Here is a 23,291-nt window from a genome sequence, read left to right on the forward strand (position 1 = left end):
ATCAGCGTCTGCCCGGAACTGCGCGGGCAGACGATATTCACCCGACATCATCAAAGTACTCATTGTCGATGGAGGATCATTCCGGCGTGATACAGCACGTCGTCATGAAAGTGGCCATCAGCGGTGAAGCCGGTGTCGTCCCTGTACTGGATGTAATCACCGACCAGTCAGCGGCCAGGTACAGGCTGGTCGAGGAAAGGTTGATCGCACAGGCCACCATCGCGCCGATCACCAGTGAAAGGGAAAGCCGTTTTGCGTTTTTCATTGTTCAGTCCTCATTGACGTTGTTCATCTGAGCGGCCTGCCGTGGCCTGTGTGTGCATCCGTTGCGTGCTTTCAGATTACGTAGCCGAGCGCAGCGGTGTTAGGACGAAACTGCCGCAGATTTGCCTGATCCTCTCGGGTTGGTCGGGCGTGTCCTGCGGCGCATTTGTGCTGCGGCTCAGCCGGCCGTGACCGTCATGCCGCCGTCGGCCATGACCACCGAACCGACCATGAAACTGGCCCGATCCGAGGCGATGAAGGCGACCACTTCGGCGATTTCTTCCGGTTGGGCGGCGCGGCCGATCGGTGCCGCTTCGCCATGTTGGGCGAGAAAGGCAGGGCCGTCGTCGACCACATTGTTGAGGATGTTGGTCACCACATCGCCGACACCGACAGCATTGACGCGGATGCCGTGGCCAATGACCTCAAGCGCCAGGGTGCGCGTCAGTTGGGCCAGCGCGCCTTTGGAAGCGGTGTAGGCGGCAATGGTGGGGAAGGCGAAATAGGAAGCGTAGGACGCGATGTTGACGATCGATCCGGACTTGTTGGGCATCATCGCTTTGACCGCCTCCCGGCTATGCAAAAAGGCCGCCGTGGCGTTGACCGCCTGAATGCGTTCCCAGTCTTCGCGGGTCATGTCGATGACCAGTTTGTTGATGATGATGCCGGCGTTGTTGACCAGAATGTCCAGCCGACCGAATTGCTCGACGGCCAGGGCGACCGCGCGTTCGGCTGCGCCGTCCTGAGTGATGTCGGCCACCAGGGGGACCAGGCCAGGGCGGGCCAGTGCTTCCACCTCAGGGTTTACATCTTCAGCAATGACCTGGGCACCGCGGGCGTGCAGCAGCAGTGCGATGGCCTTGCCGATGCCACTGGCCGCGCCAGTGACCAGCGCGACTTTACCGGCCACTTCGTTTGGGGTGCTGTTCTTGAAGTCAGTCATGATGTTCTCCAGCGTTTTTGATCGAGTAGGGATAAGCCGTGTTGGCGCCGGCGAGGCGCTGTCATCGGCGACGGGCCTACTGTCTCGCAGCGCAGTGAGGTCGGCTTTCGTGAGATTGCCCACGCTGTCGGGGTTTTGCGCTGAATGTCAGTGAGGGAGGTTCGGTGCGCGATTCAACCCGCGGAAAAACCCCGATATCATCGAGCCGGTCACCGTGACACGGCGTGCGGGCAAGCATCCGAGACCTGTCTGTCTTGGCACAGCCGAATCTGAAAAGGACGAGTTCATGGCAAATACCGGGCGCACCTCCCAGGAACCGATGTCGACATCTTCTCGAGACTTGCGCATCACCGGCGAGTCGATGGGTGAGTTCCTGCCTGGCGAACCCCAGGCGTTACCTTCGCGCCCGGAAATCACGGATGTTGTGATTCAGCTGTTCACCCATCGCAGCGTTACCGAACCCATTCTCGTGCCTGCGGTGGTGGAGCCGTTGCTCGTTCTGGTTCTGGCCGGGGCGGCGAGGGTGGAGGAGCGCGCATTGGGTGGCGAGTGGGAAGCTGCGCAAGTCAGTGCCGGCGATTTTTTCCTTACCAGCTCCGATGAGCCGTATGAAATGCGTTGGCAGACGCACGGAGGCGATACCTTCGAAGTCATGCATCTTTATCTCGGGCTGCCGCTGATCGAGCAAGCGTCTCGAGAGCTGTCGGGTCAGCACGCCGGGTCTGTGCGTTTGCGCGATGTTTCAGGGTCACGGGACGAGCGCGTCGCGTTTGTCATGGAGCAATTGCGCACCGAGCTGCTTCTGGAGCGCTCGCCCAGCGCGCTTTTCGCCCGCTCGCTGGCGCAGGCGCTGGCCGTGCATCTGGTGCGCAGTTATCTCGCAGAAAGCCAGCCAGGGCGTCGGGTCAATGCCTTGCAAGCCTACAAACTGCGCAAAGTCACCGACGCCATGAGCGCACATCTGAGCGATGAATTCAGCCTGTCCAGACTGGCCAGCCTTGCCGAGCTGAGCGAGTACCACTTCAGCCGCCTGTTCAAGCGGGCGACGGGGCTTTCGCCGTCGCAGTACTTCATTCGCTTGCGCATGGCTCGCGCGCGGCACCTGTTGCTGGAGACCCGTCTTGGCGTTATCGACATCGGGCTGGAGGTCGGCTACTCAAGCCCAAGTCATTTCTCGCAGGTCTTTCGTCGCGAAGTGGGCGTAACGCCCAGCGAGTTCCGTGGGGCGTGAGCGCAGCCTCATTACAAATTTGCGGGCGATGCACACAGACACGAATAGGCAAAAGTGGCGCAGGTTTCGGCACGCGCCGACGAGGCCCGTGCCCTTAATCTTTTCGACGTACCCCGCAGCAACGACCGCGTCTTCAGCGGTCGGTGCTGAACTTCAATGCAGACAGCAGGAGCTACGGATATGTCGAACATTCAAAACAAAGTCGTCCTGATTACCGGTGCAAGCAGTGGTATTGGCGAGGCAGCGGCCAGGTTGATTGCTGCCAAAGGCGCGCATGTGGTTCTCGGCGCCCGCCGGACCGAGCGTCTGGACAGACTGGTCAGCGAGATCCAGGCCGAAGGGGGCTCCGCAAGTGCCTGCGCACTGGACGTTACGGACCTGCAATCGATGCACGCCTTCGTGGCATTCGCCAAGACTCAACATGGCAAGGTCGATGTGATCATCAACAACGCGGGGGTGATGCCTTTGTCTCCGCTGGCTTCGTTGAAGGTCGATGAATGGAACCAGATGCTCGATGTCAACGTTCGCGGTGTGCTGCACGGTATTGCCGCCGTCTTGCCCGACATGCAGGCGCATGGTTTCGGTCAGGTCATCAATATCTCGTCCATTGGTGGACTCGCGGTTTCTCCGACAGCCGCGGTGTACTGCGCGACCAAATTCGCGGTCCGGGCTATCTCGGATGGTCTGCGCCAGGAAACGGACAAGATCCGGGTGACCGTGGTGTGCCCGGGCGTCGTCGAGTCCGAACTGGCCGATACGATTTCCGATGAGGTGGCACGCGAGGAAATGAAAGCCTTCCGGCGCGTGGCGCTTAATGCAGACGCTATTGCGCGGGCGCTCGCCTATGCCATCGAGCAGCCTGACGATGTGGACGTGAGTGAGATTGTGGTTCGTCCGACCGCCAGCCCACACTGAGCAGTCGGGAGGCTAGCCAGTCCCGCGCCGTGCGCGGGACCAGCAAGTCGATGCTTTATCAATCTCTCCTCTAGCGCATCTGCAGGATGATCGGACTGCTGCTGGCCGGATCGGTGTGTTCACGCAGTTTGCCCACCGTCTGCGCATCAACGGCAATCCCCTGGTTGCCCCAAGTGCTGCGCATGAACGTCAGCACTTCGGCGATCTGCTGATCCGACAGCTGCTCACGGAAGGCCGGCATGCGATAGGCATCCGGCACGCCGGCCGCCACCACTCGTTGCGAACCATTGAGGGTGATGTTGATTGCCGAGGCACTTTCCCTGGCCAGTGCAGAAGTCGCGCCGGCCAGCGGCGGCATCCATTGCGATTGACCCTTGCCGTCCAGGCCGTGGCACGACGCACAGCGCGTCACGTAGGTCTGTGCACCGGGCGATTCCAGACGTTGCGCTGCCGAAACCGCTTGATACTGCCAAGGCGCGCCATCCCGTTCGCGATCTCCCGGAAGCGACTTCAGGTAGTGGGCAATGGCGGTCAGATCGTCGTCGCTCATGAACTGCGTGGAGTTGTTGAACGCCTCGGTCATCGAGCCGTAGACCACCGCGTGCTGGTTGCGACCGGTCTTGAGGAACTGCACGATTTCCGGCTCGCTCCAGCGGCCCAGGCCGGTGTTGTGGTCATCGCGCAGGCTCGGCGCGTACCAGCCATCGAGCAGGGCGCCGGCCAGGTATGGCTTGCCAGACTCATCCAGTGCCTTCTCGTTGAACGCCAGGCCGCGCGGTGTATGGCAACTGCCGCAGTGCCCGGCGCCCTGAACGAGATAGGCGCCGCGGTTCCATCGTTCATCCTGCGACGGTTTGGCTACGTAGGGCTCCGCGTCGACAAACACACCGTTCCACAGTGCAATCGGCCAGCGCAGGTTCAGCGGAAACGGGATCGCACTGGGGATGTTCGCCTGTTTGACCGGCGCCACGCCTTTCATGAAGAACGCATACAGCGCTCGAACATCGTCATCACTGAGCTTGGCGTAGGACGGGTAGGGCATCGCCGGGTACAGACGGCGACTGTCGGGCGCCACCCCGTGGCGCACGGCACGGTCGAAGTCCGCCAGGCTGTAGTGACCGATGCCGGTTTCTGTGTCCGGGGTGATGTTGGTCGCATGGATTGAGCCCAGCGGCGTGGCCATTTCCAGCCCTCCGGCGAACGGCGCGCCGCCCGGCACGCTGTGGCAGGCCACGCAATCGCTGAGCCTGGCGACGTATTCGCCACGGGCCACCAGCGCCGGATCGATGTCGGCCACGGCGATCTGATGGTTTTCCAGACGCGAGACAGGCTCACGGGTGACATACCAGGCCAGCAGGCCTGCCGCGACCAGACACGGCACGGCCAGCCAGCCAGCGGTTCTTGCGAATCGGCTGTTGTTCATAAACGCTCCGGCGCTGATCAGGTGAAAGTGTGTCGGCTCAAGGGCAGGCTGCGCACCCGCTGACCGGTCAGCGTCGCCACCGCGTTAGCGACAGCGGGCGCGACCGCAGGCAACGGCGGTTCACCAATGCCACCCATTTTTTCCCCGCTCTCGACCACCCGCACATGCACCCGTGCCATCCGCGCGGGCGGCAGGATCGGATACAAGTCGTAGTTGCGCGCCCGAGGCTTGCCATCGATCCACACGGCTTCTTCCACCAACGTCTGCGAAAGTCCCAACGCTACGGCGCCATTGACCTGAGCCTCGACAATCGCTGGATTGACGATGCTGCCCGGATCAATCGCTTGCCATATGTCATGCACCTTGACCTGGCCGTTCTCGATGGACACCTCGGCGATCACCGCCGTCTCGGTACCGAACGGCGAAGCCATGGCCACCCCACGCGCACGTCGGCTGCCGTCCTCGGCAGTAAACGGGCCGCGTTTCCAGCCACCTGATAGTTCACCCACGGCTTGCAGCAGTGTGGTCAGCCGTTGGTTGCCGCGCAGCAAATGCAGGCGCAGGTCGAACGGATCTTTGCCACCCTTGTCGGCCAGTTCATCGAGGAACGATTCATAGAAGAAGTCGTTGAGCGAATTACCCACCGAGCGCCAGTAGCCGAGCATCGCCGGGCCTTTGACGTAGATCTGTGCGATGCGTTTGTTGGGGATCGCGTAGGATTTGCCGGACAACCCTTCAAGGGCCGTCGGATCGAGCTTTTCACCCTGTTTGCCAGCGATCCCTTCGGTAGGCCCTTCGGTGGCACTGATCGCTTCGATTGCCAGCGGCCAGCCGTCGTTGTCCAGTGCGGCCCGGAAATTCACTGCGGCAACCGGGCGAAGCACATCACGCAGGAACTCTTCTTCGCGACTCCAGATCAGTTTGACCGGGCGCCCAACCGCTTTGGCCAGCGCGATGGCCTGAGGGTAGGGACTGGCCGAATCGTAGAGGAAATGCCGACCGAAGAACCCGCCCAGCAGCGGCGAATGCAAGGTGATGCGTGACGGATCGAGCCCGGTGCGCTTGGCGATGTCGGCGCGGAACATGTCCGGCGCCTGGTTCGGTAGCCAGACTTCGAGCGAGCCGTCCGGATTGAACCGGGCCAGTGCTGAAGGCGGCTCCAGCTGTCCGTGGTTCAGGTATTGGTTGTGGTAAGTGGCGTCAATCCGGGTCTTGGTCTCCTTGAGAATCGAAGCCACATCGCCTTCGTGTTCATCATCTTTGGCGGGGCTTTTATCTTCAGCGAGGCGCTTGAACCAGGCATCGCTGGAAAAGTCGGCGGGCATCGGCCGCACTTGGCTGTCGGCCGTCGGCTCTTGCCAGTCAACCTGGATCGCCTCGACAGCACGTTTGGCGTGCCACCAGCGCTCGGCGACCACCGCCACGGCGCCCGGCAGACGATGCACGGAATGCACGCCTTTCATAGCCTTGACCTGCTCTTCGTTGCGCAGATTCCCTACGGTCATCCCCAGGCGCGGGGCATGTTGAACGGCGGCATGCAGCATGTCGTCGACTTTCAAATCGATGCTGTACAGCGCCTTGCCGGTGGATTTGTCGTAAGCGTCGAGACGCTTCACCGGTTTGCCGATCCAGCGGAACTGGCTCGGATCACGCAGCTTCACCGAGGCTGGATCGGGAACCGGCAGATCCATCGCACGCTCGGCCAGTTCACCGTAGGCCAACGAGCGCCCGGACTTGGCATGCACGACTTTGCCAGGCTCAGTGCTCAACTCGCTCACCGGCACGCCCAGTTGCTGCGCGCCGGCCTGCAACAGCATGGCGCGAGCGAGGGCGCCGAGGCGGCGCATGACCGGGTAACTCATGCGCACCGACATACTGCCGCCGGTGATGCGCATGCCGTTTTCCATCACCACATAAGCTTCGCCGGGCGGCGCGGCTTCGACCAGAAAGGTCGCCGGGTCGGCATCCAGTTCTTCGCCGACGATCTGCGCCATGGCGGTGAACGTGCCTTGGCCGCCTTCCATGAACGGGCAGAGCAGGCGCACGCGGTTGTCCGGGCGGATTTCGAGAAACGCCGGGACTTGGGTGCCACGCTCGGCCGTCGCTGCCGCTGCCGCTTGTACCCGTGTCGCACCGAGCGGCAGACCGAAGCCGAGCACCAATGCGCCGACGGCGGTACCGGTCAGAAAGCGTCTGCGCGACACATTGATCGGTTCATGCAGATCCAGTACTGAAGCGTGTTGTGAAGGGTCGATACGAACGGTCATCACGCGTCCCCCTTGCCGGCAAGCTCATGCACGGCGGCATGAATGGCGTTGTAGGTACCGCAGCGACACAGATTGACCATCGCCGCCTCGATCTGCGCATCACTCGGTTTGGGGTTCTGCTTGAGCAGCGCGGTGGCAGCCATCACCTGCCCGGACTGGCAGTAGCCGCACTGGGCGACCTGCAGATCGACCCAGGTCGAGACGACTCGTTTGCCCACGTCATCGGTTTCGATGGCTTCAATGGTGGTGACCTCGCGGCCAACCACACCCGCCACCGGCGTGACGCAGGAGCGCACGACGTTGCCGTCCACCAGCACCGAGCAGGCGCCGCATTGCGCCAGTCCGCAGCCGTACTTGGTGCCGGTCATGCCCAGATCATCGCGGATCACCCACAGCAAGGGCGTATCGGCGTCGGCATCGACCTGATAGGTCTTCTGGTTGATTCGTAGTTCCATGATTCACCCGCTGATCATCGGTTGACGTGCATTGTTATAAGCAGTGACACGCGGCGGGGCGCATCACCGGTTTTCGTTCAATTCGCGACTGTGCCGAGCGCTGCTGCCTCGAAGGGCTGCCCGCGCAAAAGGGCCATGTCACGACTCGGCGCGGTGCCGAACAGCCGGCCATATTCGCGGCTGAACTGCGAAGGACTTTCATAGCCGACTGCAAACGCCGCGCGCGAAACGTCCAGGCGCTCGACCAGCATCAGCCGCCGGGCTTCGTTGAGCCGCAGCCATTTCTGGTACTGCAACGGACTCATGCCGGTGAGCTGGCGGAAATGATGGTGAAAGGTCGGCGCGCTCATCTGCACCCGCGCGGCCAGATCATCGATGCGCAGGGCATCGGTGTAGTTGACCTTGAGCCAGTCGATGGCCTTGGCGATGCGATAACCCTGACCGTCGACGGCCGTGATCTGCCGCAGCCGTGGGCCTTGGTCGGTGTGCAGCAATCGGTAGTGGATTTCCCGCAGAATCAGCGGCGCCAGAACCGGGATCGCCTCGGGTTCATCGAGCAGGGCCAGCAGGCGATCGAGCGCGTCTTCCAGCGCTGACGACAGGCTGCCAATCGCGGCACCCGTACCCGTTGATGGCTGGCGTTTCGCAGGCAAGCCGCTCTTGGTAATGACCTCGGCAAGCATGCTGACATCCAGTTTCAGTACGAGGCCGACACAGGGCTGTTCAGGACTGGCGAGCATCACTTCGGAGTTGGCGGGCAGATCCAGTGAAGTGACCAGAAACCGCGACGGGTCATAGCTGTAACCCTCACCGCCGACCCACAAGCGTTTTTCGCCGCGACCCACAAGAATCAGGCTGGGTTCGATCATGCACACAACGGGTGGCGCCGGCTGGTCGCGACGAAACAGCGACAGACCGGGTATCGACGTGGCGAAGTCGCCCGGTGCGCGCACGTGCGGGTCGATGTGCACGGCCAAAGGCGATTCCTGGGGCAGAGGGTTAGGGATCATGTCGGGTCACTCCTGTTGACCGAACTCTAATGCGCGCGCGAGACGTTTCCTATCCATCACCCTGCATCGCCAGAGGATCAGGCAAGCATTCAAGAGGAATGCGCTAGGGAAGCACCGGACTGACCGGGAGAATGTGTCTATCTGTTTCAGGTGTAGTGCCCGGACGGGCGACAAACCGCTTGCCCCTGCGTATCACACCCCACACGTTTTTCGCACCACAGGTAGTTCCCATGACGTTTCCTTCTACAGATCCTTCCAAAAGAACAGGCGGCTGGAGCGCCGTGCTGGCCATGTCGCTGGCGGCATTCGCTCTGGTCGCTTCCGAGTTCATGCCCGTCAGCCTGCTGACGCCGATTGCGGCGGACCTGCACATCACCGAAGGCCAGGCCGGGCAGGGGATTTCCGTGTCCGGTGCCTTTGCCTTGATCACCAGTTTGTTGATCGCCTCGGTTGCCGCTCGCGTCGAACGCAAGAAGCTTCTGCTGGGCCTGACCTTGTTGATGATCGTCTCCGGAACGGTCGTCGCACTCGCCCCGGGCTACCCGTCGTTCATGTTCGGACGTGCGTTGATCGGGATTGCGATTGGTGGTTTCTGGTCGCTGTCGGCGGCGACTGCCATGCGCCTGGTGAAGCCTGAACAGGTTTCCCGTGCGCTGGCCATCGTCAATGGCGGCAACGCTTTGGCCACGGTCATCGCCGCACCGGCGGGCAGCTTCCTTGGCTCGTTGATCGGCTGGCGCGGCGCATTTTTTTGTGTGGTTCCGGTTGCAGTGCTTGCCGCCGTGTGGCTGCTGATCAGCCTTCCGTCTTTCAAGGCCGAGCGCCAGGCCGGTAGCGGCAACGTTCTGCGGTTGATGAGGCAAATGCCAGTGGCTTTGGGCATGGTCGCCGTCAGCGTCTTTTTCATGGGCCAGTTCATGCTGTTCACTTACCTGCGGCCATTTCTTGAGGGTGTGACTGGCGTCAGTGTCTCAACCTTGTCGCTCATGCTGCTGGGGTTGGGACTGGCAGGCTTTATCGGCACCTTTCTGATCGAACGGTTTATGGGCCGTGGCCTCTATCGCACGCTGACCGCCATTCCGCTGATCATGGCGGTGATCGCGCTGGCGTTGATCAGCTTCGGCAAATCGCCGGTGCTGACCGCCGTGTTGCTCGGACTTTGGGGGCTGGTCGCCACAGCCGCGCCGGTTGGCTGGTGGACTTGGCTGGCGCAGACGCTTCCGGATGATGCGGAAGCGGGAGGCGGCTTGCTCGTCGCGATTGTCCAACTGGCAATCGCCGGCGGCGCAATCATTGGCGGCCTGGCGTTTGATCTGAGCGGCTACAAAGCCACCTTCGAGCTTAGCGCCGCTGTTCTGGTCGCCGCATCGGTGCTGGCCTGGCTGGCCGGACGCAATGCCACGCAAATTCATCTTGTCGAGCCGAACGCGATAGCCTGACGAGATCACATGCGACTCGTTTCAACCTATGGCTCGAGCATCAAACTGCGCCAAACGATAACGGGCGGTTCAACCCGCGCATCATCCGGTTGAAGCGCTTGCTGTTCCTGCACCTCTGGCGAAATCACCTCGGCTGATGGCCCCTCAAGCAGTAAAAGCGGTGCAGTGTCTACGGTCGATTCATGAGCTGGCGGCGGGGTCATTTGAGCGAAACAACGACCTTGCCCTTGGCGCGTCCCTGCTCGACGTACTTCAATGCCTCGGCCGTTGATTCAAAGGGGAAGGAGCGATCAACCACTGGTTTGATGATCCCGTCCTCCACGAGCGCGGTGATGTGTTGCAGTTGAGCGCCATTGGCCCGCATGAACACGAACGCGTAGCTGACATCCTGCTTGCGCGCTTTGCGACGAATGCCAAGGCTCAGCAGGCGCATGACTTGCTGCAATGGCCAGGACAATCCTTGCTCCCGCGCGAACTGCACAGTGGGTGGGCCCGAGATGGAAATGAGTTGGCCGCCGGGCTTCAGGACCTTGAGTGACTTCTCCAGCACGTCGGCGCCGAGGCTGTTCAGCACCACGTCGTAGTCATGCAGCACGTTTTCGAAGTTCTGCTGTGTGTAGTCGATCACCAGATCGGCCCCCAGCGCCTTGACCCATTCGACATTGGCGGTACTGGTGGTTGTGGCGACAAACGCACCGAGGTGTCTGGCAAGCTGAATGGCAATGGTGCCGACGCCGCCGGAACCTGCGTGAATCAGCACTTTCTGGCCCTTTTGCAGACGTGCGGTTTCAACCAGTACTTGCCACGCAGTCAGTGCAACAAGGGGCAAGGACGCGGCTTGTACCATGTCGGTATTGGCGGGTTTCAGGGCGACCGCGTTTTCGTTCACGGCGATCAATTGGGCGAATGTCCCGATCCGCGTTTCGGGCGGGCGAGCGTATACCTCGTCTCCCGGTTTGAAGCGTGTCACCTGCGGGCCGACTTCAACCACGACACCCGCCAGGTCATTGCCCAATATCAACGGCAAGGCGTAGGGCAGGATCAGCTTGAACTCGCCTTTGCTGATCTTCGAATCCAGCACGTTGACACTGCTCGCATGGACCTCGATCAAGACGTCGTGGGCACCGACTGCAGGGGCGGGGGCTTCGCCAATGCGTCCGGGGTTCTTGCCATAGCCATCAATCAGAAATGCTTTCATCGTGGTGCGGCTCTTGCTGGTTGTACGGAGGGTAGTCGGTGGGTTGCGGTGTTGCTGCGTGACGTGATCAAGCATCGAGAAACGCCTGCGCCTTGGCCACAAAGTCCGCGTGATGCTGGAAAATCCCGCCGTGCCCGGCATCCTCATAAATCACCAACTGTGCGTCGGGGATAAGCCTGGCCAGTTCAAACGAGGTAACGCTGGGCACCATGATGTCGTTGTCGCCGTTGACGATCAGCGTCGGTGTGCGCAAGCGTCCGAGCGCTTGCCGCGGTTGCCTGCCCCACGCCGTGATGGCTTTCAATTGCCGCAGGAAGGCGCGTGGCGTCGGGCCCTTGTCGCGATTGTTCTTGCGTGCCTTGAGGCGTCTTAAATACTGCGAGGCAGACCGTCGCCCATTGGCCGACGAGGTGAAGAAAAGGTAGAACTTGGGATCACGCAGGGTCAGCAAGCCTTTGAGGATCAATGGCCATGACACTGTGCCGACCTTGTCGATGCCGGTGCCGCCCGCCGGTCCAGTACCGGTCAGAATCAACCGGCGTACCAAATCAGGCGCCTTGAGGGCAATGTCCTGAGCGACGAAGCCTCCGAGGGAAAAACCGAGCACATCCACGGTTTTCAGCCCCAGCGCCCTGATCAGTTGGATGGCATCGTCGGCCATTTCACCCACCGTCAGTGGCGCGGTCCCACCCGAGTTGCCGATGCCGCGATAGTCGGTGGTGATGACGCGTCTGGTTTGCGCCAGGCCATCGATGATCGCGGGGTCGAAGTTGTCCAGCACCGCGCCCCAATGGTTGAACAGTACAAGCGGCACGCCGGTTGCGGGCCCGGTGTCGCGGTAGGCGAAGGGAATGCCGTTGACTGTGATCGACTGGTTCGCCGCGTCAATGAATGACGTCGGCGAACCCGAGCGGGAAGTTGTCTGCATTGAACTCATTGTCACTCCGGCAAGCCGGCAGGATGCGATGCAGTGCCGTGCGCCTGCATCGAATCCGGCGCGAATGCTCGCTAGCAAAAAATCACTGTGGCGTCTGGTAGCGTTGGGCGACCGCAGACTGGCGGATTTGCCCCAGCAGGCCCTGACGTGCGCCCTGCAGGTCATCCCAGCGCTCGGCTTCGTGCAGCGGCGGGATGGTCACAGGTTCACGACGATCAAAACCGACCAGTGCGGCATCCACCAGATCACCCACTTCCATGATTTCGCTCAAGGTGTTGACGTCTATGCCGGAGCGATCCCAGATCTCCGTGCGGGTGGCGGCGGGCAACACGGCCTGCACGTAGACGCCCTGAGGCGAAAGCTCCAGGCTCAGGCCCTGGGACAGGAACAGCACAAAGGCCTTGGTCGCACCGTAGACGCTCATGCCGAACTCCGGCGCAAGGCCTACCACCGAACCGATGTTGATGATTGCGCCGTCGCCGGCCTTGGCCAGGCGTGGGGCGATGGCGCTGGCAAGCCGTACCAGCGCCGTGGTGTTGAGGGCCACCAGTTGCGCGACGCTGTCGGTGCTTTGGTCGACGAAGAGGCCGGACAGCGCGGCGCCGGCGTTATTGACGAGGATCCCGATGCGGGCGTCGTCGCGCAGGCGGCTTTCAACGGTGGTCAGATCGGCGAGTTGGGTCAGGTCTGCCGGGATGACATCGACGGCGACGTCGTGCTCGCTGCGCAGGCGCGCTGCCAGTGTGTCCAGGCGAGCCTTGTCGCGGGCGACCAGTACCAGATCGTGGCCGCGTTGGGCGAAGCGGTCGGCGTAGACGGCGCCAATGCCGGTAGAGGCGCCAGTGATGAGAACAGTAGGGCGAGTGCTCATGGGGTATCTCTCTTTCAGGAGGTGAGAAACAGAACGCGCTCAGCTTGCGCTGACGCTCGACTCAGCCAGCGTCGGGTAGTCGATGTAGCCCGCTGCGCCGCCGCCATACAGGGTGGCGGGATTGAAGGCGGACAGAGGCGCGCCCTGTTTGAGGCGCTCCACCAGATCCGGGTTGGCAATGAACGGGCGACCGAAGGCGATCAGGTCGGCCTGGTCTTCGGCCAGCCGCGCAGTCGCCAGGTCCAGGTCATAGCCGTTGTTGGCGATATAGGTGTTTTTGAAGCGCTGACGCAGGGCGTCGAAATTGAAGGGCGCTACGTCACGCGGGCCGCCGGTCGCGCCTTCGACCACGTGCAGGTAAACCACGCCGAGGGCGTCGAGTTGCTCGACGACGTAATTGAATTGCGCCTGCGGATCGCTGCTGGCCACGCCGTTGGCCGGCGACACGGGAGACAGGCGCACACCGGTACGATCCGCGCCGATCTCGTTGACGACGGCCGCCGTCACTTCGAGCAACAGACGCGCACGATTTTCAATCGAACCGCCGTAAGCGTCGGTGCGCAGATTGGCGTTGTCCTTGAGGAATTGATCCAGCAAATAGCCGTTTGCACCGTGAATTTCCACGCCATCGAACCCGGCGGCGACTGCGTTGGCCGCAGCCTGGCGGAAATCGGAGACGATCCCCGGCAGTTCGCTGGTTTCCAGGGCGCGGGGTTCGGAGACGTCTTCAAAGCGGTTGTTGACGAACACTTTGGTCGCGGCACGCAGTGCAGAAGGAGCCACCGGTACGGCGCCGTTTTCTTGCAGGTCAACGTGTGAGACGCGGCCGACATGCCACAGCTGCAGGAAGATTTTGCCGCCCTTGGCGTGGACCGCATCGGTGACTGTGCGCCAACCGTCAATCTGTGCCTGGGTGTAGATCCCGGGGGTGTCCTGATAACCCTGGCCCTGTCGGGAAATCTGCGTCGCTTCACTGATCAGCAGACCGGCGCTGGCGCGTTGGCTGTAATAGGCGGCCGCGTATTCGCTGGGGACAAAGCCCTGGCCTGCGCGATTGCGTGTCAGCGGTGCAAGAACGACGCGGTTCGACAGCATGAGACTGCCTAGCGTGTAAGGGGTGAACAGAGTCTGCTTGGTCATCAGATGATTCTTCCGTGCCCGTTGATGGAGATCGGTGGGGTGTGAAATTAGGATGATGATCGAAATCTAAACTGTCAACTGTTTTGATTATGGCCAACATCTATGTATCATCGAGCGCAGAAATTCCCGCTGAACACGAGGTATTGCACGTGAGAGTGACCAAGGCCCAGGCGCAGGCCAATCGAGAACACATCGTTGAAACAGCCTCAGAACTGTTCCGTGAGCGTGGCTTTGATGGCGTCGGTGTGGCCGATCTCATGGCCGCTGCCGGTTTCACCCATGGAGGCTTCTACAAGCACTTCGGCTCGAAAGCCGACCTGATGGCCGAAGCCTCGGCCTGCAGTCTTGGCAAATCGTTGACTGGCGCCCAGGCGCTCGACGTGCCCGGTTTCATCAACGTCTACGTGAACCGGGAACATCGCGACGGACGCGGCAGCGGTTGCACGATGGCCGCACTGTGTGGCGACGCGGCGCGTCAGTCGGACGATGTGAAGGCAACGTTTGCCGCAGGCATTGAACAGATCCTGCAAACCCTGGCGGAAAAATATCCTGTGGGCACGGATGCCGCAGAGGGCGAGGGGAGAAAGAAAATGATCGACTTGCTGTCGCGGGCGGTCGGCGCAATCATCCTGTCACGCGCCTGCCCGGATGATTCTGCCTTGGCGGATGAGATCCTTGAGGTATGCCGCGCTGAAATGTTTGCTTCATTACCGGTGCTGCCGGTCGATCAAGTGGAAACACCGTAGAAGGGCCGATCCGGCCTTTTCGATGACTTGAACGTCAGCCTGTTATCAGTCGATCAGCCGGCTTTTCGTGACCATGTACTCTGTTGGTCACGATTTGTAAGTCCTCGAAAGGGTGAGTAAGCTACGCCCATGAATCAGCCATCCATATCTTCGCCCGGCCCACGTGGCCCAGTCGATCACGAGATTCGTGATCAGATTGTTGCGGCAGCCAATGAACACTTCAGCCAATACGGCTATGGCAAAACCACGGTTTCCGATCTGGCCAGGGCCATCGGTTTTTCCAAGGCGTACATCTATAAGTTCTTTGATTCCAAGCAGGCGATCGGCGAAGCGATCTGCTCGAATTGTCTGGGTCAAATCGTTGCAGCGGTGGAGCAGGCTGTTAACGCAGAGGGAATTTCGCCGACCGAGCGTTTCCGCCGACTGGTGAAGACCGTGATTGCCACGGGTGTGGACCTGTTCTTCAATGACCGCAAGCTCTACGACATCGCTGCATTTTCCGCCGGGGAGCGCTGGCCCAGTGCGCAGGTGTATGAAGAGCAGATCAAGCGCTTTATCTTCGACATCGTGCGTGAAGGGCGAGAGCTCGGAGAGTTCGAGCGCAAGACCCCGCTGGACGAAACCGTCGAGGCGATTCATCTGGCCTTGCGCCCCTTCGTAAACCCGTTGCTGCTGCAGCACAATCTGGATTTTATCGAGGTAGCGCCCACGCTGACCTCCAACCTCATTCTGCGTAGCCTGATGCCCTGACCCAACCCGGATCACCTGTTCAGGTGAGCTGGGCCAGAGCGCGACATCCCCCAACCAGGTTTCCTGTTACCGGCACATGCGTGCCGGTACGGCTTTGATTATTGCTTAATGTGACCATTGACTGAAATGGTCACTTGGATAGTATGGCTTCGCTGTTGTTCTCGATGTTGTTTTTCAGTGATCCCATAGAGTCCAGATAATGAAAAAAATAATGCTCAAGAATCCCGTCGGCCTGGCGGTCGCGCTGGTGTCCTCCAATGTGTTGGCCGGTGGTTTTGCCCTCAACGAACAAAGCATCAGCGGGATGGGCTCCGGTTTTGCCGGGCGATCTTCATCCGCCGAAGACGCCAGTACGATCTACGGCAACCCGGCAGGCATGGCGCGGCTTAAACGAGAGCAGGTGAGCGTGGGGGCGGCGACGCTGTTCGCCAAATCGGACATCAGCCAGACACGCAGTACGTTTGGGGGGAAGGAAGACGGCGACATGGTGCCCGTCACCACGGTACCGATGGGGTATTACGTGAAACCGATCGATGAGCATTGGGCATTCGGCGTCGGGTTTTATGTGCCTTTCGGGCTGATCACCGACTACGGCAGTGGTTTTGCCGGCCGCTATTACGCCAACAAGAGTGAAGTCACCACGCTGACCTTCCAGCCGACCATCAGCTACGCCTTTAACGAAAAGGTGTCGATCGGATTCGGGCCGACCATCAATCGTATCGGCGGAGAGATATCGGGCATGGTGCCCAATCCACTCAGCCCCGGGCGCAACGACGGCAAACTCAAAAGCACCGGCGATGACACGGCACTGGGCTTCAATGCTGGCGTGCTGGTGCAGGCGACCGATCAGACCCGCCTGGGCCTGACGTATCACTCCAAAGTCAGTTATCACCTGGACGCCAAAACCAAGGTCACCGATGGCATCTTCAGCGTGCTGGGCGTCAGCGGCCGTAGCTATGACGCATCGCTGGATGTCGACACGCCGGAGTCGGTGGACTTTTCGCTGACGCATCAATTCAACGACGACTGGACACTCTATGTGGGCAGTACCTGGACACGCTGGAGCCGCTTCAAGGAACTGACGATTGAGAACAGCGGCTTGCCGCCGTTGCTGAGCGGGCAATTGGGGACGATCAGCGAAGAGCAGAACTGGCATGACACCTGGGCTCACGCGATCGGTGCAGCCTATCGATTGAACAGCCAATGGGTGCTGCGTAGCGGGTTTTCGGTCGATCAGTCACCCGCCAACAACACCAATCGGGGGCCGCGCATTCCGACGGGTGACCGTAAGGTTGTCAGCTTCGGCGCCGGTTGGACGCCCGTGGACAATGTGACGATCGATCTGGCGTATTCCTATCTTTGGGAGGAAAGCGTCGGGGTCAACGACACCTCGGCATCGAGGGGGGCCTACAGTGCCAGGTACAAGAACAGTGCCAGCGGGTTCGGTACGTCGGTCAGTTATCGCTTCTAGGTGAGCGCTATCAAGCCAAATGCGGGTCGGGAGTACACGTGTCTCCCGACTCTTGAAGCGATCCGGGGTTGCTGTTCAGCGCGCCGCTACAGAACCCGGCGCAACGGGTTGCCATCCTCCACCGAGCGACTTGAATAACGCCACCGCCGCACGGGCCGATTCGGTCCGCGCTTGCGCTCTGGCGTCGGAGGCCTGCAACAGTGTTTCGTCGGCGTGCAAGACATCGATCAGGCTGGCGGTGCCTTTTTCATAGGCGGTGAACGAGGACTGGCGAGCTTGAGTCAGCGCCGCTTCGCCGCCGGTAAGGGTGGTGGTCTGAGTTTGCCGATTCACCAGTGAGGACAGCGCGTTCTCTACATCTTCGGTGGCGCGCAGTACCGACTGGCGATAGGCGGCCAATGCTTCAGATTCCTGGCCTTTGGCCTGATCGATCCGGGCGTTGATGCGTCCGAAGTCGAATAGCCTCCAGCGCAGACCCAGGACAGCGCTCGACTGGCTCGCGCCGCTGGTGAAAAGATTGCCGCCGGAGACGGCAGTCGCGCTGCCGAGCAAGGCGCTGAGGGAAAATTTCGGGTAGTACTCGGCAATCGCTTCGCCGATACGCGCGTTGGAGGCCGCAAGGCGGCGTTCGGCGACGATCAGATCCGGTCTGCGCCGTAGCAGATCCGCCGGAGTGCCCAGCCTATTCAGCGACGGCACATCGGGAATTTCGCCCTCAGGTGCCAGTTGCGTGCGGTGGGTGCCGGGAGGCGTGCCGAGCAGCACGTCCATCGCATTCATGGCCGCTTCCAGACCACTTTGCAGTACCGGAACGCTCGCCTGGACTTGCGACAATTCACCCTCGGCCTGACGCACTTGATACTCCGCGGCCAGCCCTTTGCCGTAAAGCAATTGAACCTTCTCCAGCAATGCGCGCCGGGTGTCGACTTGCCGGTTGGCGATGTCCAGCCGGGCCTGTAATCCGCGCAGGGTGATGTAGATATCGGCCGTTTGCGCAGCGATCGCCAACCTCGTCGCCGTGAAACCGGCTGCTGAGGCCTGATACTCAGCCAGTGCCGCCTCACGCCCGCGGCGCAGTCCGCCAAAGACATCAACTTCCCAGCCCGCCTCGAGGTTAGCCTCGTAGGCATTGCCGTAACGGTCGTAGCCAGGTGTTGAATTCAACACCTGGCCCAGTGGTGTCTCGACGGACTGATAAGCGCGTGCCGCCTGTGCGCTGATATTCGCCGAGGGCAGCAGTGCTGCATTGGCGGCGCCCAGGCCGGCCCTGGCCTGGGTGACGCGCGCTGATGCCTGTGCAAGGTCCAGATTCTGCTGCAAGGCCTGGTCGATGAGGTTGCTCAGTAGCAGATCGTTAAAGCTTTCCCACCAGGCGGCAAGGCTGTCCGGTGTCGATCCTGATCTCAGTTCGACAGCAGACTGCCCGAGGTAATGATCTGAAAGCGGGGCATCTGGACGATGGTAATCCGGACCCACCGCACAACCTGCCATGAGGCTGGCGGTAACCAAAAGAGCAATCGGGCGGAGGGGAGGCATCGTCGTTCCTTTACAAGTTTTGTGACCATGTTAAGTATTGGTCACATCTTGTCAATCAAGGGCGATCGATTTGATTGAGCGGGTTATAAATATCATTGCGGCGTGAGTGATAAAGCTGAAGCGTCGGATAGTTCATGGTTAGTGACTATTGACGTTAATGGTCACGCGACTGAGAATATGATGAACATCCTATTTTCAGTAAGGGTACCTATGCGCCGGCTCCGAATTTTTCCCATCGCCGCATGCCTGTTACCACTCGCCCTGGTGGCGTGCGGTGATGTCACCTCCGTTGCAGACCCGCGCACACAGGCGCCTCTGGTCAGGTTCACCGCTGTTCAGGCTGCGGGCGACGGTTCCCGATCTTTTACGGGGGTGGTGACGGCGCGCATTCAGACCGACCTGGGTTTTCGTGTATCGGGCAAGGTGCTCGAGCGTCTGGTTGACACGGGGCAGACCGTCAAACGCGGTCAGCCGCTGATGCGGCTCGACCCCATCGACTTGGGGTTGCAGGCGCGCGCGCAGCAGGAGTCGGTCATCGCCGCACGGGCCCGCGCCAGGCAGACAGCCGATGACGAAGCTCGTTATCGCACTCTGGTCAGCGCCGGCGCCATTTCCGCTTCGGCCTACGATCAGATCAAAGCCGCCGCAGACACGGCCAAGGCCCAACTCAGCGCCGCTGAAGCGCAAGCGGACGTTGCCCGCAACGCTTCCGGTTACGCGGTGCTGGTCGCCGATGCCGATGGCGTTGTGGTGGACACACTCGCCGAACCCGGACAAGTCGTCAGTCCCGGACAACCGGTGGTTCGACTGGCGCGGGCAGGGCAGCGCGAGGCCATCGTGCACTTGCCCGAGACCTTGCGTCCCGCAGCAGGATCCACCGCGCAAGCCACGCTTTATGGTGATGCCTCGGGTGCTGTGACCGCGAAACTGAGGTTGCTTTCAGATTCGGCGGACCGCACGACGCGTACGTTCGAGGCCCGCTATGTACTGGAAGGCGCGCTGGCCAATGCGCCGATAGGTTCGACAGTCACCCTTGGAATCGCCGAGGGCTCGACACCTGCCGCGTCGTTGCAAGTGCCCATTGCCGCGCTTTACGACGCCGGTAAAGGTCCTGGGGTGTGGGTCATCGCCGGGACACCGCCAACCGTGACCTGGCGTCCGGTTAAAGTGCTGGGTTTGAGCGATGATCTGGCGCGAGTGGCTGGCGATCTTCGGGTCGGCGAACAGATTGTGGCGCTGGGCGCTCATCTGTTGCACGAAGGTGAACCCGTAAGAATGCCTGTGCCTGAAGCGGCCACCGTTGTCGGGAGTCGTCCATGAGCGAAGGACGATTCAACCTTTCCGCCATCGCCGTTCGCGAGCGGGCGATCACGGTCTTTCTGATTTTCCTGATCGCCGTTGCCGGCACCCTGGCGTTCTTCCAGTTGGGGCGTGCCGAAGATCCTCCGTTTACGGTCAAGCAGTTGACCGTCATCACGGCGTGGCCGGGGGCGACCGCACAGGAGATGCAGGATCAGGTCGCGGAGCCACTGGAAAAACGCCTGCAAGAACTCAAATGGTACGACCGCTCGGAAACCTATACGCGGCCAGGGCTCGCTTTCACGATGGTCTCGTTGCTCGATAGCACGCCGCCCTCGCAAGTGCAGGAAGAGTTCTATCAGGCGCGTAAAAAACTCGACGATGAAGCGATCAAGTTGCCGGCGGGTGTCATCGGGCCGATGGTCAATGACGAATATTCGGACGTGACCTTTGCGCTGTTCGCCCTGAAAGCCAAAGGCGAGCCGCAGCGCCTGCTGGTTCGCGATGCGGAGTCCATGCGCCAGCGCCTGTTGCATGTGCCGGGGGTGAAGAAGGTCAACATCATCGGCGAACAAGCCGAACGGATATTTGTTTCTTTCTCGCATGAGCGGTTGGCGACCCTGGGCTTGTCACCGCAAGACATCTTCGCCGCGCTGAACAGTCAGAACGCACTGACCCCGGCCGGATCAATCGATACCAGCGGGCCACAGGTTTTTCTGCGTCTCGATGGTGCGTTCGACAAGCTGCAGAAAATCCGTGACACCCCTGTGGTCGTGCAAGGGCGGACACTCAAGCTGTCTGATGTGGCGACGGTCGAACGCGGTTATGAAGACCCGGCTACCTTTATGGTGCGCAACAACGGCGAAGAGGCGCTGTTGCTCAGCGTAGTGATGCGTGAGGGCTGGAACGGCCTTGATCTGGGCAAGGCGCTGGATGCCGAGACCGTCAGGATCAATGAGGAAATGCCCTTGGGTATGACTCTCTCGAAAGTCACCGACCAGGCAGTGAATATCGACTCGGCTGTCGGCGAGTTCATGGTCAAGTTCTTCGTCGCGCTGCTGGTGGTCATGCTCGTTTGCTTTCTGAGCATGGGCTGGCGTGTCGGCGTGGTGGTCGCCGCCGCGGTTCCTTTGACTCTGGCAATCGTGTTTGTGGTGATGGCGGCCACCGGCAAGAATTTCGACCGTATTACCCTCGGGTCATTGATCCTGGCGCTTGGTTTGCTGGTCGACGATGCGATCATTGCCATTGAGATGATGGTGGTGAAAATGGAGGAGGGCTACGATCGCATCAAGGCCTCTGCCTATGCCTGGAGCCACACGGCGGCGCCGATGCTGTCCGGAACCCTGGTGACGGCGATCGGTTTTTTGCCGAACGGTTTTGCTCAGTCCACGGCCGGCGAATACACCAGCAACATGTTCTGGATCGTGGGCATCGCTCTCATCGCTTCGTGGGTCGTGGCAGTGGCGTTCACCCCTTATCTGGGCGTGAAACTGTTGCCGGATATCAAGGCGGTGGAGGGTGGACATGCGGCGATCTACAACACGCCGCGATACAACCGCTTCCGCGGGGTTCTGGCCTGGGTCATTGCACGCAAATGGTGGGTCGCGGGCATGGTCATTGCGCTGTTCTTCGTGGCGGCTGCGGGCATGGGCCTGGTGAAGAAACAGTTCTTCCCGACCTCTGACCGTCCTGAAGTCATGATCGAGGTGCAAATGCCCTACGGCACTTCCATCGAGCAGACCAGCGCCACGGCCGCCAAGGTCGAAGCCTGGCTGCACCAGCAGGATGAGGCGAAAATCGTCACGGCCTATATCGGCCAGGGTGCACCGCGTTTCTTCCTGGCCATGGCGCCGGAACTGCCCGATCCGTCGTTCGCCAAGATCGTGGTGCTGACCGACAGTCAGGAGGCACGGGAAACCCTCAAGTTGCGTTTTCGTGACGCGGTGGCTCAAGGTCTTGCCCCGGAAGCGCGCCTCAGGGCATCGCAAATCGTGTTTGGTCCTTACTCGCCGTTTCCAGTGGCCTACCGGGTGATGGGGCCTGATCCGGCCAAGTTGCGCGTAATCGCCGAGCAGGTGCGGGGCGTGATGCAGGACAGCCCGATGATGAGAACCGTGAACACTGATTGGGGGCCGCTGACTCCGTCGTTGCATTTCAACCTGGATCAGGATCGTCTGCAGGCAGTGGGGCTGACATCGACTGCGGTTGCACAGCAATTGCAGTTCCTGCTCAGCGGAGTACCGATTACGGCGGTGCGCGAAGATATTCGTTCCGTGCAGGTCATGGGGCGGGCAGCGGGCGATATCCGGCTCGATCCACAGCAAATCGAAGGCTTCACCTTGGTCGGTGCGTCGGGGCAGCGGGTCCCGTTGTCGCAGATCGGTGAGGTCGATGTGCGCATGGAGGATCCGATCCTGCGCCGGCGTGATCGCACCCCGACCATCACCGTGCGCGGCGACATTGCCGAAGACTTGCAGCCACCGGATGTTTCCAGTGCGCTGCTGAAGCAATTGCAGCCGATCATCGACAAGCTGCCTTCCGGTTACCGGATCGAGCAGGCGGGTGCGATCGAAGAGTCCGGCAAGGCCGGCAAGGCGATCCTGCCGTTGTTGCCGATCATGATCGCCATGACCCTGGTCATCATCATTGTGCAGGTCCGTTCGATCTCGGCGATGATCATGGTGTTCCTGACCTCGCCGTTGGGCTTGATTGGCGTGGTGCCGACACTGCTGATCTTCAATCAGCCGTTTGGCATCAATGCGCTGGTTGGCTTGATTGCACTGTCGGGGATCCTGATGCGCAATACGCTGATTCTGATCGGGCAGATTCATCACAACGCGCAAGAAGGGCTGGATCCGTTTCACGCGGTCGTCGAAGCCACGGTGCAACGTGCGCGACCGGTACTGTTGACGGCCCTGGCGGCGATCCTGGCGTTCATTCCCCTGACGCACTCGGTGTTTTGGGGGACGCTGGCCTATACCCTGATTGGCGGCACGCTCGTCGGCACCATCATGACGCTGGTGTTCCTGCCTGCGATGTACTCGATCTGGTTCAAAATCGGTCCTGACGCCAGGCCGCCGGCTGCAACAGTCAAACCGGAGTAGCCATCAGTGCTGAAAATCGAGGCCTGATCGCGGAAACGACAAAGCCCTGAATAATCAGGGCTTTGTCGTATATAAAGATGGCTTCCAGCCTCACCACACGGCGCCGCGCGGATAGTCAATGTGCGCCGAATCGTTCTCGGCCGTTCCGATCCCGTTCCGGCGTGGCCTGTGCTGTCGAAAAACTGGATGGTAGCTGCGTCAGTAGAGTAGAGCCTTCAATGAGTTGGGCGGGGCCGGGCACACACCCTGCATTCACCGGTTCACCTGGCAGATCGATGCAGACATTCAT

At 60.9% G+C, this 23,291-nt stretch carries 18 protein-coding genes and 1 pseudogene; 8 read left to right on the forward strand and 11 right to left on the reverse strand.

Annotated features, from left to right (window positions below):
• Window positions 1-59: 59 nt before the first annotated feature.
• Together QLG12_RS03305 and QLG12_RS03310 are read right to left on the reverse strand one after the other, a co-directional pair.
• Window positions 60-176: pseudogene (locus QLG12_RS03305) on the reverse strand (Atu4866 domain-containing protein); the annotation flags it as partial.
• A gap of 266 nt (window positions 177-442) precedes the next feature.
• Window positions 443-1,207, reverse strand: coding sequence for an SDR family oxidoreductase (locus QLG12_RS03310; protein WP_282473901.1), 765 nt, complete (start codon window positions 1,205-1,207; stop codon window positions 443-445).
• 286 nt (window positions 1,208-1,493) lie between these two features.
• On the opposite strand from QLG12_RS03310, the gene QLG12_RS03315 reads away from it, so the two are divergent.
• Both QLG12_RS03315 and QLG12_RS03320 read left to right on the forward strand, forming a co-directional pair.
• On the forward strand, window positions 1,494-2,438 hold the full coding sequence (locus QLG12_RS03315; RefSeq protein ID WP_282473902.1) for an AraC family transcriptional regulator: 945 nt from the start codon (window positions 1,494-1,496) through the stop codon (window positions 2,436-2,438).
• A 180-nt stretch (window positions 2,439-2,618) separates the two neighbouring features.
• On the forward strand, window positions 2,619-3,353 hold the full coding sequence (locus tag QLG12_RS03320) for an SDR family oxidoreductase (RefSeq protein ID WP_282473903.1): 735 nt from the start codon (window positions 2,619-2,621) through the stop codon (window positions 3,351-3,353).
• Window positions 3,354-3,423: 70 nt separating this feature from the next.
• Here QLG12_RS03320 and QLG12_RS03325 read toward each other — a convergent pair whose 3' ends face one another.
• The 4 genes from QLG12_RS03325 to QLG12_RS03340 all read right to left on the reverse strand — a co-directional run bounded on the left by QLG12_RS03325 (window position 3,424) and on the right by QLG12_RS03340 (window position 8,508).
• Entirely contained in the window at window positions 3,424-4,776 is a 1,353-nt protein-coding gene (locus tag QLG12_RS03325; protein ID WP_282473904.1) for a cytochrome c, read from the reverse strand.
• 17 nt (window positions 4,777-4,793) lie between these two features.
• Window positions 4,794-7,043, reverse strand: coding sequence for a molybdopterin cofactor-binding domain-containing protein (locus QLG12_RS03330; protein WP_282473905.1), 2,250 nt, complete (start codon window positions 7,041-7,043; stop codon window positions 4,794-4,796).
• Window positions 7,043-7,498 carry a (2Fe-2S)-binding protein gene (locus QLG12_RS03335; protein ID WP_085611777.1) on the reverse strand — a complete coding sequence of 152 codons (456 nt, stop codon included), beginning with the start codon at window positions 7,496-7,498 and terminating at the stop codon, window positions 7,043-7,045. The genes QLG12_RS03330 and QLG12_RS03335 overlap by 1 nt, the downstream gene beginning before the upstream one ends.
• A 77-nt stretch (window positions 7,499-7,575) precedes the next feature.
• A complete protein-coding gene (locus QLG12_RS03340) occupies window positions 7,576-8,508 on the reverse strand; it encodes an AraC family transcriptional regulator (protein WP_282473906.1) in 933 nt (310 codons plus the stop codon).
• A 230-nt stretch (window positions 8,509-8,738) separates the two neighbouring features.
• On the opposite strand from QLG12_RS03340, the gene QLG12_RS03345 reads away from it, so the two are divergent.
• A complete protein-coding gene (locus QLG12_RS03345; RefSeq protein WP_282473907.1) occupies window positions 8,739-9,947 on the forward strand; it encodes an MFS transporter in 1,209 nt (402 codons plus the stop codon).
• A 199-nt stretch (window positions 9,948-10,146) separates the two neighbouring features.
• Here the strand turns inward: QLG12_RS03345 and QLG12_RS03350 are convergent, their stop codons facing one another.
• From QLG12_RS03350 to QLG12_RS03365, 4 genes are all read right to left on the reverse strand, one after another.
• Window positions 10,147-11,145 carry an NADP-dependent oxidoreductase gene (locus QLG12_RS03350; protein WP_282473908.1) on the reverse strand — a complete coding sequence of 333 codons (999 nt, stop codon included), beginning with the start codon at window positions 11,143-11,145 and terminating at the stop codon, window positions 10,147-10,149.
• Window positions 11,146-11,212: 67 nt separating this feature from the next.
• Window positions 11,213-12,082 carry an alpha/beta hydrolase gene (locus tag QLG12_RS03355; RefSeq protein ID WP_282473909.1) on the reverse strand — a complete coding sequence of 290 codons (870 nt, stop codon included), beginning with the start codon at window positions 12,080-12,082 and terminating at the stop codon, window positions 11,213-11,215.
• An 82-nt stretch (window positions 12,083-12,164) separates the two neighbouring features.
• Entirely contained in the window at window positions 12,165-12,953 is a 789-nt protein-coding gene (locus QLG12_RS03360; protein ID WP_282473910.1) for an SDR family oxidoreductase, read from the reverse strand.
• Between the two features lie 39 nt (window positions 12,954-12,992).
• Window positions 12,993-14,093 (reverse strand): alkene reductase, encoded by a 1,101-nt coding sequence (locus tag QLG12_RS03365; protein ID WP_197868266.1) that lies wholly within the window; start codon window positions 14,091-14,093, stop codon window positions 12,993-12,995.
• Between the two features lie 149 nt (window positions 14,094-14,242).
• Here QLG12_RS03365 and QLG12_RS03370 point away from each other — a divergent pair, with 149 nt between their 5' ends.
• The 3 genes from QLG12_RS03370 (at window position 14,243) to QLG12_RS03380 (ending at window position 17,060) form a co-directional block, all read left to right on the forward strand.
• Window positions 14,243-14,839, forward strand: a complete 597-nt coding sequence (locus tag QLG12_RS03370; protein ID WP_236195011.1) for a TetR family transcriptional regulator — start codon at window positions 14,243-14,245, stop codon at window positions 14,837-14,839.
• 129 nt (window positions 14,840-14,968) lie between these two features.
• Window positions 14,969-15,589, forward strand: a complete 621-nt coding sequence (locus QLG12_RS03375) for a TetR/AcrR family transcriptional regulator (protein ID WP_197868265.1) — start codon at window positions 14,969-14,971, stop codon at window positions 15,587-15,589.
• 199 nt (window positions 15,590-15,788) lie between these two features.
• Window positions 15,789-17,060 (forward strand): outer membrane protein transport protein, encoded by a 1,272-nt coding sequence (locus QLG12_RS03380; protein ID WP_282473911.1) that lies wholly within the window; start codon window positions 15,789-15,791, stop codon window positions 17,058-17,060.
• Window positions 17,061-17,135: 75 nt separating this feature from the next.
• On the opposite strand, the gene QLG12_RS03385 is transcribed toward QLG12_RS03380, so the two are convergent.
• Window positions 17,136-18,596 (reverse strand): efflux transporter outer membrane subunit, encoded by a 1,461-nt coding sequence (locus tag QLG12_RS03385; protein ID WP_282473912.1) that lies wholly within the window; start codon window positions 18,594-18,596, stop codon window positions 17,136-17,138.
• A 210-nt stretch (window positions 18,597-18,806) separates the two neighbouring features.
• On the opposite strand from QLG12_RS03385, the gene QLG12_RS03390 reads away from it, so the two are divergent.
• Window positions 18,807-19,916, forward strand: a complete 1,110-nt coding sequence (locus QLG12_RS03390; protein WP_197868262.1) for an efflux RND transporter periplasmic adaptor subunit — start codon at window positions 18,807-18,809, stop codon at window positions 19,914-19,916.
• Window positions 19,913-23,002, forward strand: a complete 3,090-nt coding sequence (locus QLG12_RS03395; protein WP_282473913.1) for an efflux RND transporter permease subunit — start codon at window positions 19,913-19,915, stop codon at window positions 23,000-23,002. The genes QLG12_RS03390 and QLG12_RS03395 overlap by 4 nt, the downstream gene beginning before the upstream one ends.
• The last annotated feature ends 289 nt before the right edge of the window (window positions 23,003-23,291 follow it).

The sequence above is a fragment of the Pseudomonas sp. V88_4 genome, assembly GCF_029967985.1.
In the GTDB taxonomy this organism is placed as follows: Bacteria; Pseudomonadota; Gammaproteobacteria; order Pseudomonadales; family Pseudomonadaceae; genus Aquipseudomonas; species Aquipseudomonas glycinae.

Coding starts and splice junctions, on each gene's coding strand:
- QLG12_RS03310 (WP_282473901.1), bottom strand. CDS start 1,207: ATGACTGACTTCAAGAACAGCACCCCAAACGAAGTGGCCGGTAAAGTC.
- QLG12_RS03315 (WP_282473902.1), top strand. CDS start 1,494: ATGGCAAATACCGGGCGCACCTCCCAGGAACCGATGTCGACATCTTCT.
- QLG12_RS03320 (WP_282473903.1), top strand. CDS start 2,619: ATGTCGAACATTCAAAACAAAGTCGTCCTGATTACCGGTGCAAGCAGT.
- QLG12_RS03325 (WP_282473904.1), bottom strand. CDS start 4,776: ATGAACAACAGCCGATTCGCAAGAACCGCTGGCTGGCTGGCCGTGCCG.
- QLG12_RS03330 (WP_282473905.1), bottom strand. CDS start 7,043: ATGACCGTTCGTATCGACCCTTCACAACACGCTTCAGTACTGGATCTG.
- QLG12_RS03335 (WP_085611777.1), bottom strand. CDS start 7,498: ATGGAACTACGAATCAACCAGAAGACCTATCAGGTCGATGCCGACGCC.
- QLG12_RS03340 (WP_282473906.1), bottom strand. CDS start 8,508: ATGATCCCTAACCCTCTGCCCCAGGAATCGCCTTTGGCCGTGCACATC.
- QLG12_RS03345 (WP_282473907.1), top strand. CDS start 8,739: ATGACGTTTCCTTCTACAGATCCTTCCAAAAGAACAGGCGGCTGGAGC.
- QLG12_RS03350 (WP_282473908.1), bottom strand. CDS start 11,145: ATGAAAGCATTTCTGATTGATGGCTATGGCAAGAACCCCGGACGCATT.
- QLG12_RS03355 (WP_282473909.1), bottom strand. CDS start 12,082: ATGAGTTCAATGCAGACAACTTCCCGCTCGGGTTCGCCGACGTCATTC.
- QLG12_RS03360 (WP_282473910.1), bottom strand. CDS start 12,953: ATGAGCACTCGCCCTACTGTTCTCATCACTGGCGCCTCTACCGGCATT.
- QLG12_RS03365 (WP_197868266.1), bottom strand. CDS start 14,093: ATGACCAAGCAGACTCTGTTCACCCCTTACACGCTAGGCAGTCTCATG.
- QLG12_RS03375 (WP_197868265.1), top strand. CDS start 14,969: ATGAATCAGCCATCCATATCTTCGCCCGGCCCACGTGGCCCAGTCGAT.
- QLG12_RS03380 (WP_282473911.1), top strand. CDS start 15,789: ATGAAAAAAATAATGCTCAAGAATCCCGTCGGCCTGGCGGTCGCGCTG.
- QLG12_RS03385 (WP_282473912.1), bottom strand. CDS start 18,596: ATGCCTCCCCTCCGCCCGATTGCTCTTTTGGTTACCGCCAGCCTCATG.
- QLG12_RS03390 (WP_197868262.1), top strand. CDS start 18,807: ATGCGCCGGCTCCGAATTTTTCCCATCGCCGCATGCCTGTTACCACTC.
- QLG12_RS03395 (WP_282473913.1), top strand. CDS start 19,913: ATGAGCGAAGGACGATTCAACCTTTCCGCCATCGCCGTTCGCGAGCGG.